We start from the raw sequence: 13,322 nt of genomic DNA, 5'->3' as shown, positions 1-13,322 counted from the left end.
GCTGTCGCGCGTTCTGCGTGAGGGTCGGTGCGGTGCCCTTGCAGGCGGCTTGCAAAACACAGGCGCTGGGCACGCCTGTGTTTTGCCTGCTGGTGAGTTGTGGCGTCGCCGCGCCAATCCCACACCGCCACTTGCCACACCAGCACACCACGCTCGAAATGCGAAGTAAGACCACGCATCACCATTGCTTGTACTTATCGCGACCGCACAAAGCAGCGCACAACAGGGCGATTTAACGCCTGCAAACTTCGCATTGGCGACGCAACCCGACGTGACTGACATAAAGTGCGTGGCCGGTCACGCGCGATGCCACATGTGCACGCCTTGCAGCCGAGGTCTCACCCACTTTTAATCAAGGTACTGCCGGTGCCTTCGCATCGCCAGCGTCGGCTGCGCAACAGCGCACAGGGGAGCCGATCGAGGACCAGCCGCATCCATCGTCAAGCACGCGGATGCGTTTTTCTGCTCTTTCGGGATACATGGACATGACGCCTGCTGCTGCCTTCCTGCCTTCGCCCTATTCCAACAAACCCCACCGAATGCCCGACGTGCAGCCAGCACGCCCCCGCTCCGCATAGGCGCGGCTGCTGCCGCATGCGGTAAGCACCGCAACCCCATGCCACAGACACAGGTTCCACAGCAGCAGGCCTGACGGCCCGCCTGCGCGATGGAGTGTGAGCTGGCCGATTTTTGATCGGTCGGACGGGTGTCTGTGCCACTTCGACTGTGTCACCCCTCCACTGGAGTCAAACCGAATGCAATTACATCGCAGGCGATACCTCGCGCTGGTGATCAGCGCCTTGGTGATCGGAACTCCCCCCATGCTGGCCACCGCCACACAGCCGGCAAGCACTGCACGTGCCAGCGCCGCAGGCGACCCGCTCTATCGCTACCAATGGCATCTCTCCAACCAGGGGCAGCCGGTGATTGGCGACAGCCGCCCCGTGGCTGGCGTCGACATGGATGTAGATCTCCTGCATGCACTGGGCATTCGCGGCCGCGGCGTGCGCGTGGGCGTGGTGGATGACGGTCTGGAGATTGGCCACGAAGATCTCGCCGGCAACATCATTCCGAATGGGTCGCACAATTTCGGCAATGGCTCGCACGATCCCACGCCCAGTGACCCGGGCTTTGGTCACGGCACGTCGGTGGCGGGCATCATCGCTGCGATTGGCTGGAATGGCCGTGGCGGTCGCGGCGTTGCACCCGAGGCCTTGCTGTCCGGATTCGATTTCCTGGGCAGCGATTCTGCCGGGAGTTATGCAGAGGTCCGCTATTCCTGGGGTGATGGGCCGGAGGCGCGCACCCTCGATGTCTTCAACAACAGCTGGGGCTCGGCGTCGGACCTCTACCCCGACTTTCCACTGGAAGAGCGTAAGTCCTGGGAAGCGCTGATGCGCTCGACACGCGGCGGGCTGGGCGGCATCTACATCAAGTCGGCCGGCAACAGCTTCAGGCGTTTTCGCATCCGCGATGCAGAAGGCAACGTCGTCAATGCTTGCAGCGAACTGTCGCGCACCTTGAATGTCGGCTGCCTGCTCGCCAATGTTGATCCACTCAGCAATCTTCCCGCCACCATCGTGGTCGCCAGCGTGGACGCCACCGGCAAGCGCGCCTCCTACTCGTCGTCCGGTTCGGCATTGTGGATCTCCGGCCTGGGCGGAGAGTTTGGATACCAGCGCAGGTTCTCTCCCAACGCGGCACAGAACGCCTCCCCCGAGACCGCACCGTTCGTCTACGATCCGGCCATCGTCACCACCGATCTCAGCGGCTGCAGCGCTGGTGACAACGTGGATGGCACCACAGTGGAAAACGCACTGACCGGCAGCACGTCAAGGATCGACGCGTCGTGCAACTACAGCGCACTGATGAACGGCACATCTGCGGCGGCGCCAACCGTCTCCGGTGTTGCAGCGCTCATCCTCGGTGCCAACCCCAGTCTGACCGCGCGCGATGTCAAATACATCCTGGCCAAGACCGCGCGCCAGATCGATCCCTGGCAGCCCGCATCGATCTATCAGGGCAGCGTGATCGACCCTGGCTGGATCACCAATGCCGCCGGGCATCATTTCAGCAACTGGTATGGCTTCGGCCTGGCCGACGGCGCCGCAGCCGTCTACGAAGCGACCTACTTCAAGCCGCTGCCGCCGGTGCGTGATACGCAATGGGTTGCCTCCACCGCGGCTGCAAGCCAGATTGGTGGACCGGCGCGACCGGCCAAGCAACGCATCCGCATCACCCAGGCAATGAAGGTGGAAGCGGTGCAACTGTCGTTGGCCACCACCCACCGCACGCCGGCCAATCTACGCGTGGTGCTGGAGTCGCCGAGCGGCACGCGAAGCTACGTGATGACGCCGTTCTCGCTGCTGGATGCCGATGCCTACGCACAGACCGGCTTCTACATCGACCTCACCTCCAGCAATGCGTTTCTGGATGAAAGAGCGCAAGGCGTGTGGACGCTGGAGATCACCGACATGAGCGAGCCGACCAGCACGGCGGCGTTACAGAACTTCAAACTTCGTATCCTGGGGCACTGACATGAAGACTACGCTTGTTCTTTCTGCACTCCTCGTTTCCTTCGGTGCGTGCGGCATCACGCAGGCCGCGCAGTTCATGGACGCGCGGGCGCTTGGTGCCGCGGCGACCGGCGAACGTTTTACCTCCGGTCCGGACACCTACCGCATGCTGCCGGGAACGGTGGTGCTTGATCCGCTCCCGGCCGAGTCTGCAGATGGCGCGGCATCGCCGGCTGCGAGAAATCGTGCCACTCCCGTTGCGGCGCGGCCCACTGGAACGGTGGCCGCGCGGATCGGCTCTTACGCGGTGGTCCTGGACACGCCGGCCGGCGCTGCACGCAGCAGTTCGCGATCAGCCTCCGGCACGGAGCGGCCGCTCGCCGCAGCAGTGAACGAGCGCAATGGGCGCGTGGTGCTGGTGAGGCCACAGCTGAAACTCGCCGGCACCACACCAGCTCACGCCACCTCGCTGGCGCGCACCTCCGGGGGCACCATCGTCTATACATCGACCGTGGATAACAGCGCGGTAATCGCCTATTCCTCGGTAGAAAAGGCGGAACAGGCGCTGGCTCGCCTGCAGGCCAACAGTGGCGGCGCGCAGCTCTCGCTCGTGGTGGCGCAATCGATCATGCAACCGATGTGAGCGCAGGCTGGCTGCCGGCTGATGCCGGCGGCCAGCACTTTCGGGCGCACAGGCTCGCTGTTCGATCTGGCCTGCCTGACAGGTGCGACGCGCGATGTCAGCGGCCGTGTGTAGCACGCGCGCCCACGGATAACACCACCTGTCAAGGCCCTTCCGCTTCCAGTTGGAGATCATTGCAATGACCCTATTTGGTAGACGACATCTTGCAATATCAATCAGTACAACGCTGATCGCTTTGGCAGCTTTGGCAGCACACGCAGCCCCACCTGGTAACACGGCCAGCGGCGTGGCAGGCGATCCACTACTGCGTTACCAGTGGCACGTGTTGATCCAGGGCCAGGCGGTCATCGGCGACAGCCACCCGGTTGCAGGCGTGGATATGGATGTGGACATCCTCCACGCGCTAGGTATCCGCGGCAAAGACGTGCGCATCGGCGTGGTGGATAGCGGTTTGGAGATCAGCCATGAAGACCTGGCGGCGAATGCCATCCCGAACGGCTCGTACAATTTCATGGATGGCTCGACTGATCCCACGCCCTCAGGGCCGGGCTACGATCACGGCACGTAAGTCGAAGGTATCGTCGCCGCGGCTGGTTGGAACGGGCGCGGCGGGCGCGGTATTGCACCGAGGCCTCGCCTGCGGGGTTTGCGTTTGGCGAAGCATCTTCGGTGACAGACGCGGGCATTCGTTACGCCTGGGGAGACGGGCCCCAGTCAAGGCCCCTGGACGTGTTCAACTTTTCCTGGGGCAATATCGGCCCGTTCTATCGGGACTTCCCGCTGCAAGACCAGCAATCGTGGGATGCATTGATGCAGTCCACCCGCAGTGGGCGCGGTGCGATTTATGTCAAATCGGCTGGCAACAGCTTTCTCAATTTGCGCGGACGCGACCAGGACGGAAATGTGATCGATGCCTGCGGCGACGCTGCGCGCGCGAACGATGTAGTCGGTACGCAGGCGGCGCAGCGAGGCATCCACCGCACGCAGCAGGCGGAAGCGCGAGGCACCGGCATCGTTGGGCCCATCGCCCAGGCGCAGCCCGGTCTTGGTCGACAGGATCACCTGATCGCGTCGCCCCTGCAGCGCCTGGCCGAGGATCTCTTCGGAGGCACCATCCGAATACACGTCGGCGGTGTCGAACAGATTCACACCCGCCTCCAGGCACAGATCGATCATGCGCTGCGCCTGCGCCACACCGGTATCGCCCCACGCAGAAAACAGCGGGCCTTGACCGCCAAACGTCCCGGCGCCGAATCCCAGCACAGGCACCTTGAAACCGGAACGACCGAGAAAACGCGTTTCCATGCAGCACCTCCGTTAATGGATGTTTCAGCGCCCTTGCACGCAGCCGGCCGGCAGCGCAGCCTGGCGGCGCTGCAGCTGCACGCTCCATAGCGCAATGCCCAAGCCGAGCGCTGTGAGTGCCGCCGCCACCCACGGCGTGGCGACCAGGCCAGCGCCGGAGGCGATCACCACCCCGCCCAGCCAGGCGCCGAGCGCATTGCCCAGATTGAAGGCGGCGATATTCAAGCTGGAGGCCAGGTTCTGCCCGGCGCCGCGGGCATGCTCGAGCACGCGCAATTGCAGCGGCGCCACCGTGGCAAACGCCGCCACGCCGAGCAGGCCGACAAAGGCGATCATGGCCGGCTTGCTGTGCAGCACCAGGCCCATGGCGCCCAGCACCACCACCAGCGCAGCCAACGTGCCCAACAAGGTCGCGGTGGGCCGGCGATCGGCCAGGCGCCCGCCCAGCAAGTTGCCCACGATCATGCCCACGCCAAACACCAGCAGCACCGGCGACACCGCCGCCTGCGCAAAGCCGGTCACCTGCACCAGCAGCGGCTGGATATAGGTGAACACCGCGAACACGCCGGCATAGCCCACCACCGTCATCGCCAGGGCCAGCAACACCTGGCCGCGCGCAAGCACGCGCACCTCCTGGCGCCAAGGCACCGGCGGCGCGGCCCCGGCTGCGGCGGGCACCCACAGCGCCACCGCGGCGGTGGCCAGCACGCCGATCACCGACACCGCCCAGAAGGTGGCGCGCCAGCCCAGCTGCAGGCCCAGCCACGCACCGGCCGGCACGCCGAGCAGGGTCGCCACGGTCAGGCCGGCGAACATCAACGAGATGGCCGAGGCGCGGCGTTCGGGCGCGACCAACGAGGTCGCCACCACCGCGCCAACACCGAAGAAGGTGCCGTGCGCCAATGAAGTCAGCACCCGCGCGATCATCAGGCTGGTGTAGTCCGGCGCCAGCGCACAGGCAATATTGCCCAGCGTGAACACCAGCATCAGCGCCACCAGCACGGCCTTGCGCGGCCAGCGGGCACTGGCCAACGTGAGTACCGGCGCGCCCACGAACACGCCCAGCGCGTAGCCGCTGATCAACAGGCCCGCCGCGGTCAGCGACACGCCCAGGTCGGCAGCCACTTGCTGCAGCAACCCCATGATCACGAATTCGGTGGTGCCGATGCCGAACGCACCGATGGTCAGGGCTAACAGTGCGGGCGGCAGGCGGGACGTCGCAGGAGCAGACATGGCAGGAACCCGAAGAAACAGCGCACAGCCTGCGCCGGGGGATCCTCTGCAAAAACCCCTGTTATGCTGATTCACTCTCAATGCAACGTTGATAATGCATGGACCGTCTTGGCGATATCGCCCTGTTCCTGCGCGTGCTCGACCTGGGCTCGATCACTGCGGCCGCGCACAGCCTGGACCTCTCGGTGGCGGTGGCCAGCCAGCGCCTGAAGCGGCTGGAACGCGACCTTGGCGTGCGCCTGCTGCACCGAACCACCCGCCGCATGCATCCCACCGCGGAGGGCCAGCAACTGGCCGCACGCGGCCGCGTGCTGGTGGACGACCTGGACGCCCTGGCCGACGACCTGCGCGAGAGCGCACAGGATGTGGGCGGCACCTTGCGGGTCACGCTGTCGGCCTCCTTCGGGCAGCAGTACATCTCGCCGCTGCTGCCAGAATTCCAGGCGCGGCATCCGCGCCTGCGCATCAGCGCGCATCTCAGCGACGATCTGGTCGATCTGGTCAAGCAAGGCTTCGACCTGGCAATCCGGATCGGCCCGCTCGAAGATTCCGGGTTGGTGGCCAGGCGCATCGCTCCCAACCGCCGCACCCTCAGCGCCTCGCCCGCCTACCTGCAGCGCCACGGCACGCCACGCACGCCCGAAGAGCTGGCCCAGCACGCCGGCGTGCTGCTGATGGGCCGCGATGGCCGCCAGGATGTCTGGACCCTGCAAACGCCGGAAGGTGGACAGGTACGGGTGCGCATGCAAAGCCGTTTCGAAAGCAATTTTGGCGAACTGATGCGCGATGCGGTAATCGCCGGGCAAGGCATCGCAGTGCATTCGTACTGGCACATTGCCGAGGACCTGCGCGCCGGCCGCCTGGTCGAAGTGATGCCCGACTACCCGCCGCCCACCTCGCAGATCAGCGCGGTGATGCCGGCGCGGCAATTGCAGCCGCCCCGCGTGCGTGCGTTTGTGGACTTTCTGCTCGAACACTTCGGCGAGACGCCACCCTGGGAACTGCCTAGTGCTGCAAGAGGTGGTGAGTGACGCCACCGCAGCGTGCCATCAGTATCCTGGGTTCAGAGCACGCTTCAGCCTACGTCGGCCGCTGAATAACTTCGCGTTGTGATTGATTGTTTGGATCGATCACGTCAAAAAAATCCCCATCGCAAGCACATGCTGTGCCGTTATCCGCAGCAGTTGCGCATAGAACTACATGTCACTGCAAAAATCGCTGCTGCATCACAGCCGGCGCCGCGTTCTGCGATTTGTCGTGCTGCATCGCTGCAGTTACATCTGTTCCCAGTCGCTTGCAGATCACGCGACCGCGCCGAGCCGAGCATTCCCAATGCTCGCCGGCTGCACAGGATCGCCTGCGTCGTTGCATGACCCGGGCGCATGGATAGATACCGACCGGACTCGATGAAGATGGATATGCCTTCGCTCCTGATGTACCCGTACGTGCCACGCCGGCCCCGCGATGTTGCGTGGTCCGCTGCCGCCGTTCCACTGCGATATCGCACACCACATCTGCGCTGATAGCCCGCATTAACCGCCCGAGTACTCCCCGCTCGGCGCACGACGCACGACGCCCTTGATGCATCACACACGACCATAGCGGCCGTGTACACACGACGCATGCGCGCCATTGCGAGCGCCTGCATGCGCTACGCCGTCGATTACGGCAAATCTCCCGCTCGCACCCAAATGGGACTCTGTTGATGACTTCTTTTCCGCAACGGCAATTGCTGTTCTCCGCGCTCGTGCTGGCGCTGTGTAGCGCGGCATCCTCGGCACCGGTGTTGGCGCAAACCCCGGCAACATCACGCGCCCAACCCAGGCCGCCAGAAGAAAGTGACCCGCTTTTCCGCTATCAATGGCATTTGCTCAACGATGGGCAAGAGGTCATTGCCGACACTCGGCCACGCGCCGGAACGGATCTGAATGTGGGCCCGCTGCATACGTTGGGGCTGCGTGGACAAGGCGTGACCGTCGCCGTCGTGGACGACGCACTCGAACTACGCCACCCGGATCTTGTTGCCAACGTGGTGCCGGGCGGTTCGAAGAACTTTTTCGATGGATCGAATGATCCAACGCCGCGCAACGGCGATTCCCACGGCACGATGGTTGGCGGGATCATGGCGGCAGTGGGCTGGAACGGGCTTGGTGGTCGCGGCATTGCGCCCGATGCGCGCCTGAAAGGTTTCAACATCCTTTCCTCAGAAGAAAGCCCGACCGACTTCGATACCAATCTACGCGCCTCCTGGGGCGATTCGGTGCAATCCCGGGATGTGGATGTATTCAATAACAGCTTTGGCTCAGATCTGACGTACTACCCGACAATCTCTCCAGCAGCAGAGCGCTCGCTTGACCGCTTGATGCGTCGAGCAAGAAACGGCAAAGGGGGTCTGTATGTCCAGGCAGCAGGGAACACGTTCGATAGTTTTACGGTTTTCGACGACCAGGGGAACGAGGTGGAGCGATGCCCCGTGCTGGCCCGCACCTTGGGAGTCACTTGCTCCACGCCGGCTACCGATCCGTTGAGCAACCAACCCCTGATCATCGCGACGGGCGCGGTCAATGCACGCGGCCTGCGCTCGTCCTACTCTTCAGCCGGCGCGGCGCTATGGGTCACCGGCTTCGGCGGGGAGTACGGGCTGCAACGCCGCTACTTTGGCAACCGGCCGCAGCCCGCGTTGTTCGATCCCGCCATCGTCACCACCGACCTGACTGGCTGCGCCGTCGGTGACAACAGGGACATCGCCGGCCAGCCGCCGATCAATGCATTGGATTCAAGCAGCTCACCGATCGACGCCTCTTGCAACTACTCCGCGGCAATGAACGGCACTTCCGCAGCGGCACCCACGGTTGCTGGGGTGGTTGCGCTGATCGTGCAGGCCAATCCGTCGCTCACCGCGCGCGACCTTAAGTACATCCTGGCGACGAGCGCGCGCCAGATCGATCCTGCGCAGCAGGTGATCCGCTACCAAGGCAGCGTGATCGAGCCGGGCTGGATCACCAATGCGGCCGGCCATGCATTTAGCAACTGGTACGGTTTCGGCCTGGTGGACGCTGCCGAAGCGGTCTATCGCGCCTATGGGTTCCAGCCGCTTCCGCCCCAGCGCGATCTGGGCTGGAAAGCGGCACGCGCAGGCACATCGACGATTGGCGGACCAAATGCCGCGGCAACCTTGCGGTTGCGGCTCGGGGACACGCTCAAGATCGACACCGTGCAGTGGTCGATGCAGACCACCCACAAGACACCGAGCAATCTCCGGGTAGTGCTGATCTCGCCGAGTGGCACCCGCAGCTACGTGCTCACTCCCTTCCAGGCCCTGGATACGATCACGCAGGGGGCCGGCTTTGAGATACCGCTTTCGACCAGCAATGCCTTCCTAGACGAAAACGTTGCCGGCACCTGGACGCTGGAAGTCACCGACATGACCGGCTCGGACGTTCCCGCCCAACTGACGGGCTTCAAACTGCGCATCCTGGGACATTGACATGAACCTCGCTCTCGGTACGACCCTCATCCTTTGCGCGCTTGCCAGCATGCCGGCCTCTGCGCAAGACACCGACCGGCTCGCATTGCAGCGTGCCGCAACCGGGCAAGGCTTCACCATCGGCGATACCAACTTCAGGTTGGTACCCAACGCCAGAGTGCTACGCAATACAACGCCGCCGCCCCGCGCAGATGTGCCTGCAATGCGCCGTAGCACCACTGCCGCTGCCGGCGTAACGCTGCAGCACATTGGCCCGTATGTCATCTCCAGCGGCAACTCACCGCGCTCACCGCGTACCACGCCCGTCGGCGACGTGGAGGAGCCGTCGTTGATGGTGGCAATCAATCAGCGCAACGGCCAGCCAGTGGTGGCGTCACCACGCCTGCAGGTGTATGCCGGCGATGCCGATGCCATCGTTCGCTTGGCGCGGCAAACCAATGGTGCTGTCTTGGCAGCATCACAGGATGGCACGGGCGTGATCGGCTATCGTTCGGTCCCGGAAGCACTCGCAGCGCTACCAACCGTAAGGCGCGGCGGCGGCGTTGACGACGTTGTCCTTCAGGTGATCCAGGCAGTCCCACGCCTGCGCTAGTGCTAGCCGCCGCCACCGTGTGGAACGATTCACACGGTGGCGGTGATGTACCGGGCACGACTGACGGAGGAGTTAACCGGCCCGATCATGCGTCGCCCGCTGCGATCTCCGTGTTCGTCCTTCAGGGGAACACGCGTTTGCCGACGATCCAGTTCACTTAAGCGTACTCGTGCGGTACAGGCGCTTGCGCAACCCGCGCCGCTGCACCTCGCTGAGCAAATGCCCATGCGTGTGCAACAGGCCAAGGATCTGCTGGTGCGCCAGCTGGGTGCGCCGTGCGAGCTCGGCCGTTGCCGCCAGCTCGATCGCTTTCCAGTCGGCAGGGGTTGCGGGATCTGCGGGGAGTGAACGCTTTGCGGCCATGAGGGGACGGGCACCAGGGATGCGCCGCATGATACGGGCTGCGCGTGAGCGCGCGATCAGTGCTGTACGCCGCGTGCACTGCCGCTTGGCTGCGGTTGCAGTTGCCAGGTCTGGCAGACCGCACTACGCAGGGTAGCAATACCCACCGCTGCTGCGCGCCTAACACCCGCTCTTGTACGATCGCGCCACCGCGGCGCGGCCGCACAGCACCCCGCACGAGGGTTCCACATGGCCTCTTCCATCGCCCATCTGATCGACGTGCTGCAACGTCATGCACCGACCGATGGCACCTTCAGCACCGCCGTGCCCGGGCTGCGGCTGATGCGCTGCTCCGCGCCCATCTACTCCATCCCCACGGTGTACACGCCCACCCTGTGCCTGGTCGCGCAGGGGCACAAGCAGGCCATGCTCGGTACCACTGCGTATCACTACCATCCGGCGATGTATCTGGTGGCCTCTGTGGACCTGCCGATCATCGGCTCGGTGATCGAAGCGAGCCCGGCCCAGCCGTATCTGTGTTTTTGCCTGGATCTGGACGTGGCCGTGCTCAGCGACCTTGCGATCCGTTACCCGGCCCTGGCCGAGCAGGCTGGCGACGCGCCAGCGTCCGGACTGTTGCTCAATCGCAGCACGCCGGAGTTGCACGACGCCGCCTTGCGGCTGGCCCGCCTGCTCGACCAGCCGCGCGACATCGACGCGCTGGCGCCGCTGGTGCTGCGCGAACTGCTGTACCGGCTGATGGCCGAGCCGGGCAATGCCATCGTGCGCCAGATGGCCATTGCCGACAGCCGCCTCAACCAGATTTCCAGGGCCATTGCCTGGCTGCGTGCGCACTACGCGGAGCGCTTCAGCATCGAGCAGATCGCTGATCTGTCGGCCATGAGCCGCTCCACCTTCCACACCCATTTCAAGGCAGTCACCTCGATGACGCCGCTGGAATTTCGCTCGCACCTACGCGTGCAGGAACCACGCCGGCTGATGGTGGCCGAGGCGCTCAGTGCCGCCGACGCCGGCTTCCGCGTCGGCTACGAAAGCGCATCGCAGTTCAGTCGCGACTACGCCCGCATCCTCGGCAAGCCGCCCGCACGCGATGCACAACAATTGCGTGGCAACCGGCAGGACGCGATCGAAGTGGCATGACGGCGTGGGCCGCCTCGACAGCGGCCGGCGGGCGTGGTGCACGCGCGCAGTGATCACTCACCAACACGGCGTGACGCAACACTCTGGTGTGTGCGGCTGCCAGCTGAGCGCGCGCGCAGCGATCTGCCACTAACCAACGTAGCGTTGCGCGGCAATCCGGTGCGTGCGGATGCCACCTGCGTGCACCCACACCAGCCGCCAAGACACCTGCTCAGTTGCCCTGATACTGCGCGTCGCTGACCTGCTCCAGCCAGGTCACTGGCGAGCCATCCACCGCCTCGGCGATGGCGATATGGCTCATCGCCACTGTCGCGTTGGCGCCATGCCAGTGCTTGACGCCCGGCGGAATCCACACGATGTCGCCCGGGTGGATCTCCTGCGCCGGCTCGCCCCACTCCTGCACGCGCCCGGCACCGGCGGTAACGATGAGCGTCTGGCCCAGCGGATGGGTGTGCCAGGCAGTGCGCGCGCCCGGCTCGAAGGTCACCGTGGCACCGCCCACGCGTGCGGGCGCATCGGTCTGGAATGGCGCATCGATGCGCACGGTGCCGGTGAAATAGCTGGCCGGGCCGGCGGCAGAAGCAGCGCTGCCGGCTTTAGTGACCTTGATCGGTGCGTGCTCGTCGGCACCGGGGCCGGCGGCGGCCATCATCGACAAGGACATGGCGGTGGCAAACAGGCTCATTGACGTGCTCCTCGCTACAAAGTGCAGCCACTGTAGCGCGCAGGTGCGGCGCAACTGCCCACCTGGGGCCGCATGCTCCTAGAAACACAGCGCATCAATCCGTCTTGATTGAAGCCGGGAGGCGCCATCGCGCATGATGCAGCGGCATGGATTTCATGTCTGATGTGTGGTGTCGGCAAGCATGGCTCGGGAAAACCTCAATGACCTGCAGGTGTTCGTCACCGTGGCGCGCGAAGGCAGCTTCACCCGCGCCGCAGCGCAGCTGGGGGTCTCGCAATCGGCGCTGAGCCACACCGTGCGTGCGCTGGAAACCCGGCTGGGGATTCGCCTGCTCACCCGCACCACGCGCAGCGTCTCGATGACCGAAGCGGGCATGCGTTTGTTTGACACGGTGGCGCCACGGCTGGAGGAGATCGACCAGGAGCTGTCGGCACTGACTGCGTTCCGCGACAAACCTGCCGGCACCATCCGCATCACCACCGCCGGCCACGCCGCCGATGCCTATCTGTGGCCGGCATTGTCGAAGGTGCTACCCGACTACCCCGACCTCAAGGTGGAGATTACCGTCGATTACGGCCTGGCCGACATCGTGGCCGAGCGCTACGACATCGGCATCCGGCTCGGCGACCAGGTGGCCAAGGACATGATCGCGGTGCCGATCAGCCCGCGCCAGCGCATGGCGGTGGTGGCGGCGCCCAGCTACTTCGTGCATCACACCATTCCCGCAGTGCCGGCCGAGCTGGCGCAGCACAACTGCATCGGCTTGCGCCTGCCCACGCATGGCGGCCTGCTACCGTGGGATTTCGAAAAAGACGGACCCGAGCAGAAAGTGCGCGTGGACGGGCAATGGACCTTCAACGGAAGCAGCGCCATGTTGCGCGCGGCACTGGCCGGCGCGGGCCTGGCCTTCCTGCCGGAAACCATGGTGCTGGACCACATCGCCGCCGGCCGCCTGCGCCGCGTGCTGGACGACTGGTGCGACCCGTTCGATGGCTATTACGCCTATTACCCGAGCCGGCGCCAGTCTTCCGCCGCGCTCAAGGTGGTGATCGACGCGCTGCGGCATGACCTGGTGCGGTAGCGCACCGTAAGAGCGCGCTTGCGCGCGGCGGGGCGTTATCGGTAACGCCACATCGCGCGCAAGCGCGCTCCTACGGGACCTGCAGTACTGCCGCTATGTCGCGTTGCATTGCGTTGGGAAGCATGTGTGCCCATCGACCACAACTGTTCGCGGCGGTGACCTGTGTTCCCCCATGTGGAAACGAGACAGCACCGTCCACGACTTCACCAAGCTTGGTAGGAGCGCGCTTGCGCGCGATGAAGCGTTACCGGTACCGCCACATCGCGCGCAAGCGCGC

At 64.9% G+C, this 13,322-nt stretch carries 10 protein-coding genes and 2 pseudogenes; 8 read left to right on the top strand and 4 right to left on the bottom strand.

Annotated features, from left to right (window positions below; translation table 11 throughout):
• The first annotated feature begins 755 nt into the window (after nucleotides 1-755).
• From ACD584_RS05620 to ACD584_RS05610, 3 genes and pseudogenes are all read left to right on the top strand, one after another.
• Nucleotides 756-2,537 (top strand): S8 family peptidase, encoded by a 1,782-nt coding sequence (locus tag ACD584_RS05620; RefSeq protein ID WP_076036688.1) that lies wholly within the window; start codon nucleotides 756-758, stop codon nucleotides 2,535-2,537.
• A 1-nt stretch (nucleotide 2,538) separates the two neighbouring features.
• On the top strand, nucleotides 2,539-3,159 hold the full coding sequence (locus ACD584_RS05615; RefSeq protein WP_076036687.1) for a hypothetical protein: 621 nt from the start codon (nucleotides 2,539-2,541) through the stop codon (nucleotides 3,157-3,159).
• A gap of 178 nt (nucleotides 3,160-3,337) precedes the next feature.
• A pseudogene (locus tag ACD584_RS05610) lies at nucleotides 3,338-4,095 on the top strand (S8 family serine peptidase); the annotation flags it as partial.
• A 3-nt stretch (nucleotides 4,096-4,098) separates the two neighbouring features.
• Here the strand turns inward: ACD584_RS05610 and ACD584_RS05605 are convergent.
• Nucleotides 4,099-4,464 (bottom strand): annotated as a pseudogene (locus tag ACD584_RS05605) (aldo/keto reductase); the annotation flags it as partial.
• A 24-nt stretch (nucleotides 4,465-4,488) separates the two neighbouring features.
• A complete protein-coding gene (locus tag ACD584_RS05600) occupies nucleotides 4,489-5,697 on the bottom strand; it encodes an MFS transporter (RefSeq protein WP_076036685.1) in 1,209 nt (402 codons plus the stop codon).
• Between the two features lie 98 nt (nucleotides 5,698-5,795).
• Here ACD584_RS05600 and ACD584_RS05595 point away from each other — a divergent pair, with 98 nt between their 5' ends.
• From ACD584_RS05595 to ACD584_RS05585, 3 genes are all read left to right on the top strand, one after another.
• Nucleotides 5,796-6,728: a LysR family transcriptional regulator gene (locus tag ACD584_RS05595; protein WP_011037803.1), complete on the top strand. Its 933-nt coding sequence runs from the start codon at nucleotides 5,796-5,798 to the stop codon at nucleotides 6,726-6,728.
• A gap of 671 nt (nucleotides 6,729-7,399) precedes the next feature.
• Nucleotides 7,400-9,184, top strand: coding sequence for a S8 family peptidase (locus ACD584_RS05590; RefSeq protein WP_175611616.1), 1,785 nt, complete (start codon nucleotides 7,400-7,402; stop codon nucleotides 9,182-9,184).
• A gap of 1 nt (nucleotide 9,185) precedes the next feature.
• A complete protein-coding gene (locus ACD584_RS05585; RefSeq protein WP_011037805.1) occupies nucleotides 9,186-9,776 on the top strand; it encodes a hypothetical protein in 591 nt (196 codons plus the stop codon).
• 153 nt (nucleotides 9,777-9,929) lie between these two features.
• Here ACD584_RS05585 and ACD584_RS05580 read toward each other — a convergent pair whose 3' ends face one another.
• Complete coding sequence (locus ACD584_RS05580) at nucleotides 9,930-10,139, bottom strand: hypothetical protein (protein WP_014508361.1); 210 nt, start codon at nucleotides 10,137-10,139, stop codon at nucleotides 9,930-9,932.
• Between the two features lie 228 nt (nucleotides 10,140-10,367).
• Here ACD584_RS05580 and ACD584_RS05575 point away from each other — a divergent pair, with 228 nt between their 5' ends.
• Complete coding sequence (locus tag ACD584_RS05575; RefSeq protein ID WP_076036684.1) at nucleotides 10,368-11,279, top strand: AraC family transcriptional regulator; 912 nt, start codon at nucleotides 10,368-10,370, stop codon at nucleotides 11,277-11,279.
• 211 nt (nucleotides 11,280-11,490) lie between these two features.
• On the opposite strand, the gene ACD584_RS05570 is transcribed toward ACD584_RS05575, so the two are convergent.
• A complete protein-coding gene (locus ACD584_RS05570; protein WP_175611615.1) occupies nucleotides 11,491-11,964 on the bottom strand; it encodes a cupin domain-containing protein in 474 nt (157 codons plus the stop codon).
• 181 nt (nucleotides 11,965-12,145) lie between these two features.
• Between ACD584_RS05570 and ACD584_RS05565 the strand changes: the two genes are divergently transcribed.
• Entirely contained in the window at nucleotides 12,146-13,045 is a 900-nt protein-coding gene (locus tag ACD584_RS05565; RefSeq protein ID WP_175611614.1) for a LysR family transcriptional regulator, read from the top strand.
• The last annotated feature ends 277 nt before the right edge of the window (nucleotides 13,046-13,322 follow it).

The sequence above is a fragment of the Xanthomonas sp. NCPPB 2922 genome (assembly GCF_041520885.1).
Lineage (GTDB): Bacteria > Pseudomonadota > Gammaproteobacteria > Xanthomonadales > Xanthomonadaceae > Xanthomonas > Xanthomonas campestris.
This window is presented reverse-complemented; position numbering and strand designations above follow the sequence as displayed.